Genomic DNA, 14,701 nt, shown 5'->3' on the forward strand with positions numbered 1-14,701 from the left:
CTTCGAACTTTTCTAATCAATCATCTCCGTCATAATCTTTGCTGAAAGCAGACAAAGTGGAATACCTCCTCCTGGATGAACACTTCCCCCACAGAAGTAAAGATCCTTGATATCGCTGGAGAAATTGGCATGTCTGAGGAAAGCAGAAAACTTATTGTTGGAGCTGTTTCCATAGAGAGCGCCCTGGGCTGAAGAGGTTTTGATTTCTATCGTTCTGGGATCTAAAATCTCCTCCACAGCGATCAACGGTTCGATATCCGTTTTTAGAATTCTATTCACCTTGTGGATGATATTTTTCCTGGCTTCATTAATTATTTTCTCCCAATCCTGCCCTTGATTATTCGGGACATTGATCATGGTAAACCAGTTCATACAGTCCTTCGGAGCATCATCCGGTTTATAGGTGGAGGTGATATTAATATAGACCGTAGGGTCCCGGTAGGGTTCTTTTTTATGGAAAATATGATCAAACTCTTCCAAATAGTTGTCGGAGAAAAGGATATTATGAAGGTCAAGCTCCGGAAAGACTCTTTCAATTCCCCAATAGAAAATCAAAGCAGAACTTGATTTGGGCTGATTTAGCAATCGCTTTGGCTGCTTTTGCTTTTTCAGAATAGTCTTGTAGGCATTGACCATATCCATGTTATTTACCACCAAATCTCCATGGATTATTTCTCCATTGATTTTAATCCCTACAGCCTTTTTATTCTCAACCAGAATCTCTTCTACCTTCTGACCAAAGTTGAATTTCACTCCTAAATCCTGAGCCAGCTTGTATAGGCTAAGGGTGATGTCATGCATTCCTTTTTTTGGAAAGAATGCACCGATATTAAATTCCAAATGAGGAATAATATTTAGCGTTGCCGGGGTTTCGTAGGGGTTAGAACCGTTATAGGTAGCATAGCGATTGAAAAGCTGAACCAGCTTGGGGTTATCGAACTGCCTTTTATTTGCTTCATCCATGGTTTGAAATATGCCAAGCTTTCCCATTTTCAAATAGGATTTCATAGCCTCTGGATGAGTCCAAGTGGACAGTTTATGCAGGGACTTATGCATAAAAAGAGGAGCCAGATGTTCATAGATAAACCTTGATTTCTCCAGTGAATCCCTCACATTATCCGCAGGTTCATCCAGCTCTCGTTCTACTTCTTCTGATAGCTTATCGATGTCCGCATAAGCTTTGATGGTTTTACCATCTTCCCAGAAATAGTGACAGGCTACAGGAAGTTTCAGGTATTGAAAATGATCTTCGGTTTTGCGTCCAGCTAGCTTAAAAAGTTCTTCAACCTGTTCTGGGAGTGTAAAAAGCGATGGTCCCGCATCGAAGCGATAGCCATCTTTTTCTATCTGAGAAAGCTTTCCTCCTGGATAGTCATTTGCCTCAAAAACCTCGACTTGGAAGCCTTTTACGGCAAGCCGAATGGCAGAAGCTATACCGGCAATACCGGAACCGATGATCAGTGCTTTTTGACTCATAAATTTTTCAAATCAAAGCTAGGAAAAGGCTATTTCTATTTCTCTTAAAAAAAGAAAAAATCCCTAAAGTGTTTCAGGGATTTTCCATTTTCTCTTAAGAACCATTGATTACAACTTCTCAAAAATTCTTCTAAAGCTAGTTGCTTCAGCAATTCTACCGTGAAGCTCGGAGATCGACACTCGCTCCTGTTCCGTAGTATCTCGATGACGGATGGTGACCGTGTTGTCTTCCAATGTCTGATGATCTACTGCAATACAGAATGGAGTTCCGATCAGGTCCTGACGGGTGTATCGCTTGCCAATCGAAGCTGCTTCTTCATAAACAATATTGAAGTCATATTTTAACTCCTCTACTATTTCTCTGGCCTTCTCCGGTAGACCATCCTTTTTGGTCAAAGGAAGTACTGCCGCTTTCACCGGAGCTACTGCTGGATGGAATTTTAGGTAAACTCGCTTTTTCTCATTTTCCGTTTCCTCAGTATAAGCATTGCAGAGGCTAAGTAGAAATAATCTGTCCGCACCGATTGAGGTCTCGATCACATAAGGTATGTAATTCTGATTGACCTCCGGGTCAAAGTACTGCTGCTTTTTCTTCGAGTACTCCTGATGCGACTTCAGGTCAAAGTCAGTTCGGGAGTGAATTCCTTCCACTTCTTTAAAGCCAAATGGAAAGTCGTATTCTATATCCATGGCAGCATTGGCGTAGTGGGCCAATTTCTCATGGTCATGCTTTCTAAGCTTTTCTTTGGGCGTGCCTAAAGCTAAATGCCATTTCATCCTTGCTTCAGCCCAGCTTTCATACCATTCCAACTCTGTACCAGGGCGAACGAAAAATTGCATTTCCATCTGCTCGAATTCCCTCATTCTGAAAATGAATTGTCTTGCGACGATCTCATTTCTAAAGGCTTTGCCGATCTGTGCGATACCAAATGGCACTTTCATTCTTGCGGTTTTTTGCACATTAAGAAAGTTGACAAAAATACCTTGCGCAGTCTCTGGACGTAGATAAATGGTCGATGCATCCTCAGCTACGGATCCTACCTGAGTAGAAAACATTAGGTTAAATTGACGGACATCGGTCCAATTACTTGTACCGCTTATGGGGCAAGTGATTCCCTCATCAATAATTAGCTGCTTTACTCCCTCCAGGTCTTCAGCATCCAGTAACTTGGCGAGTTTCCCTGTTAGTTCATCTGCTTTTTCCTGATTCCCCTCTCTTTCGAAAACTGCAGCATGCTCCTCCACCAAAACATCGGCTCGATATCGCTTCTTTGAATCCTTATTATCGATCATAGGATCATTAAAGCTATCTACGTGTCCTGAAGCTTTCCAGGTGGTAGGATGCATGAAAATCGCGGAGTCGATGCCAACAATATTTTCTCTGGTTCTGGTCATAGTTTCCCACCAGAGTCGCTTTAGATTATTTTTAAGCTCCACCCCATAAGCACCATAGTCATAAACCGCCTGCAGGCCGTCGTAGATCTCAGAACTTGGGTACACAAACCCATATTCTTTTGCATGGGATATTATATCTTTCAGTTGGGCATTTTCAGCCGGAGTTTCTTTTTTTGCCATGGCGGCAAAATTAAGGAAACAATTCTATTTGGATGCTTGAAATGAGTGAAATGAGTCTCTAAACCCAAAAATTTACCATCCTCCCTCTTCTTGGAAAATGCTTCTTTTTTCCTTGGAGCTAAGGAAGGAGGCTTCGATGATTCTTAGGACTGAAATAGCCTGCTGAAGAGTTACTTTCAATTCCTCCTCACCCCGTGCTACTAAGGCTATGTTGTCGTAATAAATTCTATAATCTCCCGGGATAGTAGGGTATGGCCGGCTTTCCTCTTCTAGGTACATTGTACCAAATTTATCCATAGATTCTACTCCCCAATCTTCGTCATCAGGACTCATGCCTTCTTTAAAAGCGGCTTCCTGAACATCCAGCCCAAACTTCTGATAGGAGCCTTTCTTTCCTAAGAGTAAAAATTTAGGTGTGGGTGCATTGACTAAAACTCCAGCTGTTACTCGAGCCTTAAAGGAACCAAAGTCCAAACTGATATCGAAATAATCATCAGCAATAGTCCCGGTTCTTTGCTTTCGAATATCTGCATAAATAGATTTTGGAGAACCAAACTGAAGAACTACCTGATCAATTAAATGTGTCCCCAAATCATAAGTCACTCCATTTCCAGGTACATCTTCGTCACGCCAATTATCTCGTAATTCGGGTCTAAAACGATCGAAATGCGACTCCAGATAAATGATCTCTCCAAGAATATCCCTTTCGATAATTTCTTGGATAGTCATAAAATCTCCATCAAACCTTCGGTTTTGGAATACGGAACAAATTAGCCCATTTGCTTTGGCCAGTTTATCCAATTCTTCAGCTTCATCAGCAAACACCGTGACCGGCTTATCCACCACCACATGTTTTCCTGATTCCAGTGCCGCCTTAGCCATAGGGAAATGATATTCATTTGGAGTGGTAATGACTACCAGGTCAAAATCCTCTCTAGAGATCACCTCATCGAAACTCCTGAGAACTTCCACATTGGGGAATTTTTCCAAGCAACGGTTTCCACTTCTCTCGACAATTGCAGCCAAATCAATGCCTTTACAAACATCGAGTAGTGGGCCATGCATTTTCTCAGCGACGGATCCATATCCGACCAAGACTGTTTTTAATGGATTGCTCATTAAATATTCATTTCGTGGATTTTATTAATCAGCTCAATGCGAGAGTTTACCTGTAGCTTTTGATGAATGTTTTTTCGATGGGTCTCTACGGTTTGTATGCTCAGGCTCAGCATAGCAGCTATTTCTTTATTCATATTACCTTCCTTGATCAGGTGGATGATCTCAGACTCCCTTTTGGAGAGTTTATATTTTTCCCGAAAAGCATCAAAGAAAGATTCCGGATTAGCTTGCTTAAGGACTCTTTTATAATCCAGAACATGCCTGCCTTCGAAAACTTCATGAATAGTAAAAACAACTTCATCCGGATCGGAATCTTTCAGTAAAAAAGCATCTGCACCCTTTTTCACACATTCCTTAAACATCTTCTCATCATCATACATGGAGAGTACTACTACCTTCGGGCCAAGCTTTTTCTTTTTCAGAACCTCTATAACACCAAAGCCATCAAGCACAGGCATGTTTAAATCCGTGAGAACTACATCCACGTCGTTGGTCTTTAAGAAATCTACTAGTTCTTGTCCATCTGGGAAAAGCCCTAGAACATGAAAATCTTCATATTCTTCAATCAGGCCTTGTAGTCCTTTGGCAAAAAGAGTGTGGTCGTCGGCAATTGCGATTCGAATCATTACATTAAGGGCGAACTACAAGTTATGTTATGATTCTTGATTTGGCAAAGAAAGTCTGATTTCAGTTCCTTCGTCCAAAGCTGATTGCAGTTCAAATTTACCCCCAATGGTCGCCATCCTTTTATTTAGGTTCGTCATCCCTGAGCCCTGCGATACATTTTTAGCATCAAAACCCTTCCCGTTGTCCTTTATCTGCAGATACTTTCCTTTGCCATTTTGCATGAGGCGAATTTCTATTTTATCAGGTGAGGCATGCTTGATAGCGTTATTCAGTACTTCCTGAATTACCCTGATCAAAACCAGTTTATGGTCTTTTCTAAGTTCAAGAGGGTCAGTTTGTACTTTTAGACTTGTCTTACAAAAGCCAGTAGACTCTATTTTCTGTAGTTGCTGCTCGATGAATTCTTCCAGGGTTATTTCTTCAACCCAATCTACATTCAGGGTTTTTGAAAGGGCCCTGACCTCCTGAATGACTTGATTAAGGATGTTCTGTCCCTCCATTTTCTTTTCAGGTTTGGAGGAATTAAAATTAAGCTTTGCGAGTGAAAGGAGCTGACCAATATTATCATGAAGCTCCCTGCCGATCTGAGTAAGTGTTTCCTGCTGAATCTCGTTTTCGATATCTACCAGAGTTTTTTCATAGTCCGCTTTAAGGCGATCCATCTCTTGCTGGTTTTGGACTTGCCTTTGCCTATGGATAAAAATCATCGCTACCACGAATGTAGACATCACCCCGGCAAGCAGGATAGTGGAATAAATGATGATATATATCTGATTCTCAAATTCCATAGTAGGGCTCTTTCTGAAAGAATTTAGGGAATTTTGGAGAGATCAAAATCAAGAATAAAACGAATAGATTTATGATTCCCATTATCATATCAATAGTCATAAGACTGACCCCCAAATCAGGGTTTACTTCATAAAGATACAAGGATGAAACCCATGTGATATAAGTTAGGGAATAAGTAAATAATAAGAATGTGACCTGCCAAAATGAAATTAGCCGAAGTGGTTTGGCGACCAGATATTTTGAATCAGTGATTAACCCAATAAAGTATAATCCACAGGCTATAAGAATCATATTTGCGCCAACCGCAAAAATCATGGGCTGAGTTAAATAGAGAGGTTCCAGTTGGGTGATCAAAGAAACGGATATAACTACAAGGTAGATGATTACAAGCCAGTTTATGTATTTTCTTTTAGATAAGGGTAGCCAAGACCTTACCAGCAAGAGAAACATGGTAACTATGACGTACTGATTAAAGATATTATAAACCCAGGCATTAAAATTGAGGTTTTCGGTGTTTCCTAAAAAGCTATTCACCACAGAATTAAATTCCGGGTTCAGTTTACAGTAAGTTGCCAGGTTTTCATAAAAAGCTGTAATCACCAAAATGGAAAATGGCAGCAAATAAAACTTCTCCCTTCTACATTTTTTTGGAAGCAAAAAAAAGTAAACGGTTCCGATCAAGAAAATCAGATTGACCGAACCCGAATACCAATTAAAATAGGCGTCCACTATTCTTTATCCTTCTCGTTTATTCGCATTTTGGCGGACATTGATTTCCACGATTTGCATAGGTCCCTCCATCTCTACTTTCTACATCTTTTGCAGAGTCACCATCCAAATTAGCGGGGCTCATTACAAGGGTCAGTCTGCCATCATATTCCTCTGCTTCTTTACCATAGAATTGCTCGGCAATTTCTGTGGTGTATTCTGTAAAATAGAATTTTATTCCTGATTTCTTTGGGTCCTTGCCAGCTTTGTCAAGCAAACCCTCCAAAGTCTCCCTGTCAAAAAATACCCAATTAGTCTGATCCTTCACTTCTCCCCCTCGTCGGGTTCCGGTTCTGCCTTTCTTGACTTCTTTATCATACTTCGCTTTCATTTGTTCGAAATCCTTTCGACTGATGTTCATAAAAATGTTATTTAAAAATGAATTTATTAGAGGGATAAAAGATATAGATTTCAAAACTATAAGCATAAAAAAAGGGTGAGATTTCTCTCACCCTTTCAAAATGTTTAAAATGTCTTATGCCAATTTTTTCTCAGTTTTGGCTGGTTCTTCACCCTTTTTCTGTAACAAATCCACCACAATTGGAGTGGCGATGAAAACAGAAGAATATGTACCAACCAAGATTCCTACAAGGAGTGCGTAAGAGAACCCTCGAAGTACTTCTCCCCCAAAGAGGAATAATACAATTACCACGATTAAGGTAGTAAAGGAGGTGATTAAAGTTCGTCCCAGGGTCTGATTGATAGCGTCATTGAAGACTTTGATGAGGTTATGAGTACCTCTGGCATCAATGTTTTCCCTGATTCGGTCAAATACAATTACTGTATCGTTTATGGAGTAACCGATTACTGTCAGGACAGCGGCAATGAACACCTGGTCAATTTCAAAGGTGGCTCCCAATGCGCTGGCGATTGCAAATGCGGCTACCACAAATGCGGTATCATGGATCAATGCGATAATAGACCCCAAAGAGAATTGCCATTTTCTAAATCTCAAAAGGATATAAAGGAAGATCGCGATCAATGCCACAATCATGGCTTCACCTGAAGATGCCTTGATATCATCCGCCACCGTGGCGCCAACTTTCGAAGAACCGGTAATCGCAAATTCTGTATCAGTCAAACCTGCTGCATCCGTAGTGAAGGCAAGTCCGGTCACATTGGCAATTCCTTCTTTCACTTTTGTCTCGACTTCAAGGTTTGACTCGGCATCGTCTTCGTTGATGAGATAGGAGGTTGTTACCTTAAGCACATTATTAGCGCCATACGTTTTTACTTCCACAGAGCCATCAAATTCTCCATCTAGACCTACTTTCAATTCAGAGGCCGACATGGGTTGACTAAACTCTACAATGTAAGAACGACCTCCTGTGAAGTCTACCCCAAATTTTAATCCATTAATAGCTGCAATTCCAAGACCCACAACAATGATGGCGGTGGAAGTCATGTAAGCAATTCTTCTCTTGCTTAGGAAGTCAATGTTTAGCTTACTCAACACATTCTTAGCAAGAGGCGTTTCGAAGCTGATTTTGCTCTGGTTACCTTTCTTACTCATCCAGGATACGATCACTCGAGTGATAAATACCGCGGAGAAGAAGGAAGAAGCAATACCGATCATCAACACAATGGCAAATCCTTTTACTGGACCTTGACCCAAAGCATAAAGAATCGCACCAGTAAGGAAAGTGGTCACGTTCGAGTCAAGAATCGCACTAAACGCTTTGTCATAACCGGCACTAATTGCCTGAAGCAAACCAACACCATTTCTCAGTTCCTCTTTGATCCGCTCGAAAATCAGCACGTTTGCATCGATAGACATACCAATGGTCAATACAATACCTGCAATACCTGGAAGGGTAAGTGCAGCACTAAGTTGAGCAAGGATTCCTAGAATAAAGAAGATGTTAAATACTAAAGCAGAGATCGCTACTAGTCCTCCTTTTGCATAGTAGGCAACCATGAAAAGTACCACAATTACCAAACCGGCAACCATAGAAATCAAACCTTGATTCAAAGCTTCTTTACCGAGGGTTGGACCAATGATACTTTCTTCTACAATTTGGGTAGGAGCTGGAAGAGATCCAGATTTCAGGATGTTCGCCAAATCCTGCGCTTCCTGAAGTGTGAAATTTCCAGATATTTCCGATGAACCGTTAGGAATCTCACCATTTACCACAGGAGCAGTGTAAACATAATCATCAAGCACTACAGCCACTCTTCTTCCAATATTCTCAGAAGTAATTTTTCTCCACTTTCTAGCACCCTCTGAATTCATTTGCATGGAAACTGCAGGTCTGGAAGTTTGATCCAGAGCCTGACGAGCATCGGTAACCACATCACCTTCCAGCGGTGCTTCGTCGGTACCTCTTCTCATTTTGATCGCATATAGCTCAAGATTTTCAGAACCGTCGTCTGCAATCACTGGCTTCACAGCCCAAAGTAGTTTGATGTCTCTAGGTAAAATCCTGCTGTATTTCTCTTGCTTCAAAACCCTGTTCACAGCCATGGTATCCTTGATATCGTATACCATTCCCAGATTAGTTTTCATCAGCCCGAGTAGAGGAGAGATGGAATTATTCTGTATTGGGTCTATTTCTTCCAATTGCTTCTCAAGAGCATTGATCAAAGAATCTTCTTCAGAAAGTTCTTCATCAGACTCTTCAGACACTGCTTCCTCCTCTTCAGGTTCGGAAGCTCGGTCAGCTACCCATGCAGAATTGATCGCCTCTAGAGATCCACCGATTTCATTAAACTCGGCAACTTCCCAGAACTGTAGCTTAGCCACACCCTGAAGAAGGTTTCTTACTCTTTCCTGATTGTCAACCCCTGGAAGTTCAATTTGAATTCTTCCGGATCCCTGAATCCTTTGAATATTTGGCTGAGATGTACCGAATCGGTCGATTCTAGTTCTCAGAATGTTGAAAGAACGATCAATCGCATTTTCAATTTCTGAATCGATGATTTCAAGAATTTCAGCGTCACTGGATTCCAATGAAATTCTACCTCTGTTTGCTGCAGTGGCGAAAATAGAGCTTAGGTTAGTGTCTGGCTTTCTCTCTTGAAAGGCAGCATAGAAAAGATCAATATACTTTTCATTGGAAGTTTTGGCTTCCTCACGAGCATCTTCTACGGCAGCATTGAACGCTTCATCTTTCGGGTTTCCTGCCAAACCTTTAACGATCTCTACAGGAGATACCGCAAGAGTTACGTGCATACCACCCTGTAAATCCAAACCGAGTCCAAGCTCAGTTTCCTTTACTTCCTGGTAAGTGAAATCAGTCCCAAGGAAGTTATAAACAGGCTGTCTCCAGATGGAATCCAGATAAGACCTTCTTTTGGCAAAGTCAACATTGCCGGAGGAGTCAGTCGCATAGGCCTGAGCCTCTTCTTTGACACCGTTTGATACAAATGTGAATGACAGATAGTACAGACAAAGGCCCGTAATAATCACTGTCAAAAACACAATGACACCTTTATTTTGCATAAGGATATAATTATTAAGATTTAGATAAATACAAATAGAATGACAGGCAAGGATTCTTGCTGTCTGGTAATCAGGTAATTAAGCAGATACTAGGGTCCTTGTGGGGATATGACCCTTTCAAAAAATAACTCGCCTAGGGATGCACTGAATCCAACCGGCTGAATGATGGTTTCAATCAACTGGTTTTCAGAGTCTACAAGCTCGTAGATCAACCTGAAGGCAGTCTGAGTAATGTGGAGCGCAAAAGGAACAACTGCATCAACAGCCACAGAAACGAATGTTTGATTTTCATTTTCTGTGCCTTGTTCCTGCATCTCAATAGCAGAATCCTGTATGGACTCATTGAGATATTCCAGGCTACTGAAGAATAAGCAGAAAAGCAACGCAAAGCCCACGGCTAAACGCTTTCTGAATAAGTCGCTATTTCTGTTCTTTTGCTTCATGCAGCGCAAATATAGCTATTATTTAAAATCTATGTGTTTATGATTCTAAATTTTTGATGCCGAAGCAGCCTTACTTGATAGGTATGTATGAATGACCTCCAGAGCCCTGTCAAAGTTTTTGTTATTAGGAATAACCAAATCTGCCTCGGTCTTGTAGGGCCCAATGTATTTATCGTAAGCGGGCATCACATGGTTTTCATATCTATATAAAACATCATCCAGATCATATCCTCGTTCGACTTTGTCACGAAGTATTCTTCTTTTTAGCATCAAATGCTCCTTGGCATCGATAAAGATCTTCAGATCCAAAAGATTGGCAAAACTTGGATGATAAAAGACGAAAATCCCTTCCACGACCAAAACAGAAGCCGGTTTGAATGTCATGATTTTTGCTTTTTGGGATTCGTTATTAAATGTATATTCAGGCCTGCTGACCTTCTCCCCGGATTGCAGTTTCTTTAAATCCTCTTCAAAACTCACAAAATCAAAACTCTGAGGAATATCGAAGTTCTCTATTCCATTTTCATCTTTTTCCTGAAGATCAATAGATTTATAATAATTGTCTTGAGAGATCAAGCAAACCTCCTCGTCTTTAAAACTGTGAATTAGTTTTTCAAGGAAAAGAGTCTTTCCGGATCCAGATCCTCCTGTGATTCCTACGGTGAAAGGTTTGTTCATGCCTAAATTTATTCATTAAGAGTGGATCAGGGCTTTCTTTCCATGAGAAACTTAGAAAGCTTCTTTACAGCCAGGCCCCGATGGCTGATTTCGTTTTTTTCTTCCAAACTCATTTCTGCAAAGGATAGACTTTTTCCGGATGCCTTAAAAATAGGGTCATACCCAAATCCACCATCTCCGGTTTCTTCCTTAAGAATTTCACCATCTACGATTCCCTCGAAGGAAAATTCTTTACCACCAATTATGAGCGCTATCACAGTCCTGAATCTTGCCCTTCGGTTTTCCTGATTCTTCAGGTTTTCCAGAAGCTTCTCAATATTGCGCTGATCTGATCGAGGCTCTCCAGCATATCTTCCTGAATAAACACCAGGATCCCCATTCAAACTTTCCACCTCCAAACCAGTATCATCCGCGAAGCAATCCACGCCAAATTTATCATGAACAAATCTTGCTTTTTGGAAGGCATTCTGATCCAGGGTATCCCCTGTCTCAGGAAGCTCTTCAAAGCATCCAATCTCCTTAAGCGAGACTATTTCAAAGCGGTCTCCCAAGGCAGATTTCACCTCTTCAATTTTCTTTGGATTATTCGTGGCGAAGCAGATTTTCATCACCCAAATAAAACCATAAATTCGCTTTTGACATAGAAAATAAAGACCTCAACCATTTCATAGCTTTTAGCCCCTACCCAAATGAAAAAAATAACTGTTTACTGTGGCTCTCGATCCGGAAATTCGGAAATCTACAAACAAGGAGTGGAAAGGTTGGCTCAGGAGATGGTAAGAAGGGATTTAAGCCTGATTTATGGAGCAGGCCATGTGGGTCTGATGGGGGTGATTGCCGATGTAATGTTAGAAAATGGCAAAGAAGTCATTGGAATTATTCCACAAAAATTGGTCGATCGAGAGGTGGCTCATCAAGGTTGTACTGAGCTGGTCATTGTGGAAACCATGCGAGATAGAAAATGGCTCATGGCTGAGCAGGGGGATGGTTTTATAGCCATGCCGGGTGGGATTGGTACTCTGGAAGAGCTCTTTGAGGTAATGACTTTGAATCAGCTGCATTACATAGAGAAGCCTCTTGCTTTGTATAATCTGGCTGGATATTATGATCCCTTGCTAAAATTTCTGGATCATGCCTCAGAGGAAGGCTTTTTATATGGCTCAGTGGAAAAAAGTATTATTGTGTCGGATGATCCTGTTGAGATCATGGATAGAATGCAGGCTTTTCAGCCAACCGGAAATTCAGATTGGTAACATTCCCCTAAGCGCAATTCAAAAGTCAAATTTAGCTTTTGGGAATTTTTCGATGGGAAAAGGGCTATTTTCCAAAGCTTATTCGGTTTCATTTGTATTATTTTCTACTTTTGATCAAGTCTTTCTAAAATGATCGAAAAAATCTTTCCTCTGGACAAAAACTATATTCTGCGGCAAGCTCAGTTTGCCATGGAAGAGGAATTGATGGACCAAATGGTTTACGAGCTTAAGCGCTCCTACACATATCTGTATAATCCGCTCAGGTTAATGGATGAAACCTACGCACAGATTTTGGATACTTTTGAATTTCCTTCCGATCGATTAAGACTTATCTACCGTCAGCTTTGTGGTATCTACCGCTACAAAAATGCCGACAACCAACTCAAAATGCTTTTCGATGGTCGTTCACATTTTGACGTATTCAAAGAAGAGTGGGAGGCAGACTTCATAGCTTATGTGAAGGAGCTTGGCCAACATGAACAATACGTGAAGACCCTGCTTCGAATGACCATTTTATATGACGGTGAATCCCGCGCTGAGTGGGCAGAGAATCATTGTAAATCCTTTATTAACCAATTTTTTGGTGTTAAAGTGATCAAAAGTCATGGTGAGTTAAAACTCAAAGTCAGCTAAATCAGCTCCCGGATTCGGGAATCCAAACAACTTCTAAAGCGGGATTCTCCATATCCCTATCCAGCGGAAAAATGGGTCTTTCGAGACGCTTATAATCCAAACGTTCTAAATCCTGATCAACTCCACCCGGTGTCAAGGCCATAATCCAACCTTTTCGCATTTCGTAAAGCTCTGGAACCAGATAACCGATCTTCACAACAACGATATCGGTATTTCTAGGATCTAATCCGAGGTTAGTAAAATCTTCTTCCTGATGGTAAGGCTTGCGACGATTGGTTACAATTACGCGAATGCTTCCTACCCGAACGACAACCTCTACATCGGCATCTACATCACCTTCCAAAATGCTTTCAATTTCACCTTCGAGTAGGATAGGGGGAGCAAATCTATCATCCACTTCTGCGCCCACAAATGCAGATACTTCGCCACCTTCTCCAATTACTAGTGCTTTATCAATCAGCTTAGGACCCGGAATAGAAGCATAAATCAGAGAAGGACCAGATTCAGATTTGAACTCTTCACGAGCCAAAAGCTCCCTCAATGTCCAGGTTACATCACCAGCACCTCCGGCTGTGGGATTATCGCCCATGTCACTGATGATAAATGGACTTTCATCACTATTCAGCGCCAATTCAAGACTTTCATCCAATGAAGCCACCGGAGCGACGAACTCAAATTCATTCCGTACATCCCAGAAACTCTGAGCCAGCATCTTTGCTCCTTTTTCGATTTCTTCTTGGTCATCCCCTGTGACCATCACTACTCCGTGATTCCGAGGTTCGTCCGCCCAGGGATATCCCATCCATATTGCAGCATCGATCACTCCAGGTTTGTCTGCTACTCCCGGTACTTTGGCATAAAGCCCCTTTCCCGGCTCAATCCTGGTACTGGTCTTCTCTCCGGGTAATAGAATGGGTACTTTTACCCAAGCCTTGTATGAGGGTTTTCCTTTTCCAGATTTAAGACGTGAAATGAGATTCGCTACTGCTCGTCTCTTTGACTCAATGGCATCCTCATGAGGAGCCATACGGTAGCAGGTAATTAGATCGGAATTTTTTGCCAAGGTATGAGAGACATTTCCATGTAAATCCATGGAAGTGGAAATCAAGGTTTCAAAGCCTACCACCTCCCGAACTCTAGTTATAAAATCCCCTTCCGGATCATCCAAGCCTACAACGCTCATGGCACCATGGATGTCGAAAAATAAACCGTCATAGGGCAAATCCGCTCTCAGCTTATCCAGAGTTTCCTCAACTAATTTTTCATAAACCTCTCTTTTCACTGCCCCACCAGGAATGGCATGCGCACGAAGTGTGGGTACCCAATTAGCGGATTTTCTGAGAACGGAATCCTCCCTCATGAATGGGTAGAAAGTAAACACTTCTTCATCCCTTCGGGCTTTGAAGGCCATTTCATCTGAAAGAGCAGGAGAAAAGGTGCTGGACTCTATAGCCAGTCCGGCAATTGCAATCTTCGGTAACTCTTCTTTATTGGGCTCAGCTGTACAGCTAAAGAGAATAATCAGGGAAAGGAGATAAATGTAATTCTTCATAATTCTAGTAGTCAGATTTAAAAATTTGATCCATAAGCACCCATTTCTGTCCCGGTTTAGCCCAGGGTAAAGGCTTTTGAAAAGTCCACATGAGATCTTCCCATTCTTGGATCTTAGGGTTGGCCGCGTCTTTTTTGGCTTTTTCTTCAAAGCTGAAATCATCCTCAGTTTCCATAACTAAAATCATTCGATTTCCCGTTCGGAAAATTTCAATGGATAAAATCCCACAAGCCTTGTCATGGGCCACTACTTCCGGCCAGGCATTGCCTGGAGCATGGTATTCTTCATATTTTTTGATGGATTCTTCATCGTCGATGAGATCGAGGGCTAAGTAAAATCTTTTCAT

The 14,701-nt window shown here is 41.4% G+C and carries 15 protein-coding genes; 2 read left to right on the top strand and 13 right to left on the bottom strand.

The window, feature by feature from the left end; all coding sequences use genetic code 11:
- Positions 1–12: 12 nt before the first annotated feature.
- The 11 genes from crtD to QVH07_RS09050 form a co-directional block, all read right to left on the bottom strand.
- On the bottom strand, positions 13–1,476 hold the full coding sequence (gene crtD, locus QVH07_RS09000) for a 1-hydroxycarotenoid 3,4-desaturase CrtD (protein WP_289999836.1): 1,464 nt from the start codon (positions 1,474–1,476) through the stop codon (positions 13–15).
- 108 nt (positions 1,477–1,584) lie between these two features.
- On the bottom strand, positions 1,585–3,051 hold the full coding sequence (locus QVH07_RS09005) for a glycine--tRNA ligase (protein ID WP_289999837.1): 1,467 nt from the start codon (positions 3,049–3,051) through the stop codon (positions 1,585–1,587).
- A gap of 72 nt (positions 3,052–3,123) precedes the next feature.
- Positions 3,124–4,170 carry an oxidoreductase gene (locus QVH07_RS09010; protein ID WP_289999838.1) on the bottom strand — a complete coding sequence of 349 codons (1,047 nt, stop codon included), beginning with the start codon at positions 4,168–4,170 and terminating at the stop codon, positions 3,124–3,126.
- Positions 4,170–4,796, bottom strand: coding sequence for a response regulator transcription factor (locus tag QVH07_RS09015; RefSeq protein ID WP_289999839.1), 627 nt, complete (start codon positions 4,794–4,796; stop codon positions 4,170–4,172). Before QVH07_RS09015 ends, QVH07_RS09010 begins: the two co-directional genes overlap by 1 nt.
- Positions 4,797–4,823: 27 nt before the next feature.
- On the bottom strand, positions 4,824–5,585 hold the full coding sequence (locus QVH07_RS09020) for a sensor histidine kinase (protein ID WP_289999840.1): 762 nt from the start codon (positions 5,583–5,585) through the stop codon (positions 4,824–4,826).
- Positions 5,575–6,186, bottom strand: coding sequence for a histidine kinase (locus QVH07_RS09025; protein ID WP_289999841.1), 612 nt, complete (start codon positions 6,184–6,186; stop codon positions 5,575–5,577). The genes QVH07_RS09020 and QVH07_RS09025 overlap by 11 nt, the downstream gene beginning before the upstream one ends.
- A 148-nt stretch (positions 6,187–6,334) precedes the next feature.
- Positions 6,335–6,715, bottom strand: a complete 381-nt coding sequence (locus QVH07_RS09030) for a molecular chaperone DnaK (RefSeq protein ID WP_289999842.1) — start codon at positions 6,713–6,715, stop codon at positions 6,335–6,337.
- A gap of 114 nt (positions 6,716–6,829) precedes the next feature.
- Positions 6,830–9,796, bottom strand: a complete 2,967-nt coding sequence (gene secDF, locus QVH07_RS09035; protein ID WP_289999843.1) for a protein translocase subunit SecDF — start codon at positions 9,794–9,796, stop codon at positions 6,830–6,832.
- Between the two features lie 89 nt (positions 9,797–9,885).
- Positions 9,886–10,239 carry a hypothetical protein gene (locus tag QVH07_RS09040; RefSeq protein WP_289999844.1) on the bottom strand — a complete coding sequence of 118 codons (354 nt, stop codon included), beginning with the start codon at positions 10,237–10,239 and terminating at the stop codon, positions 9,886–9,888.
- A 45-nt stretch (positions 10,240–10,284) separates the two neighbouring features.
- The gene (gene udk, locus QVH07_RS09045; protein ID WP_289999845.1) at positions 10,285–10,917 is read right to left on the bottom strand and encodes a uridine kinase; all 633 of its coding nucleotides are present in this window, start codon (positions 10,915–10,917) and stop codon (positions 10,285–10,287) included.
- Between the two features lie 26 nt (positions 10,918–10,943).
- On the bottom strand, positions 10,944–11,525 hold the full coding sequence (locus QVH07_RS09050) for a non-canonical purine NTP diphosphatase (RefSeq protein ID WP_289999846.1): 582 nt from the start codon (positions 11,523–11,525) through the stop codon (positions 10,944–10,946).
- A gap of 81 nt (positions 11,526–11,606) precedes the next feature.
- Between QVH07_RS09050 and QVH07_RS09055 the strand changes: the two genes are divergently transcribed.
- Positions 11,607–12,170, top strand: a complete 564-nt coding sequence (locus QVH07_RS09055; RefSeq protein WP_289999847.1) for an LOG family protein — start codon at positions 11,607–11,609, stop codon at positions 12,168–12,170.
- Between the two features lie 129 nt (positions 12,171–12,299).
- Positions 12,300–12,803, top strand: a complete 504-nt coding sequence (locus tag QVH07_RS09060) for a hypothetical protein (RefSeq protein WP_289999848.1) — start codon at positions 12,300–12,302, stop codon at positions 12,801–12,803.
- Position 12,804: 1 nt separating this feature from the next.
- Here the strand turns inward: QVH07_RS09060 and QVH07_RS09065 are convergent, their stop codons facing one another.
- Together QVH07_RS09065 and QVH07_RS09070 are read right to left on the bottom strand one after the other, a co-directional pair.
- Positions 12,805–14,355, bottom strand: coding sequence for a M81 family metallopeptidase (locus tag QVH07_RS09065; RefSeq protein ID WP_289999849.1), 1,551 nt, complete (start codon positions 14,353–14,355; stop codon positions 12,805–12,807).
- A 4-nt stretch (positions 14,356–14,359) separates the two neighbouring features.
- Positions 14,360–14,701, bottom strand: coding sequence for an L-rhamnose mutarotase (locus QVH07_RS09070; RefSeq protein ID WP_289999850.1), 342 nt, complete (start codon positions 14,699–14,701; stop codon positions 14,360–14,362).

It is taken from the genome of Algoriphagus sediminis, from assembly GCF_030403435.1.
Lineage (GTDB): Bacteria > Bacteroidota > Bacteroidia > Cytophagales > Cyclobacteriaceae > Algoriphagus > Algoriphagus sediminis.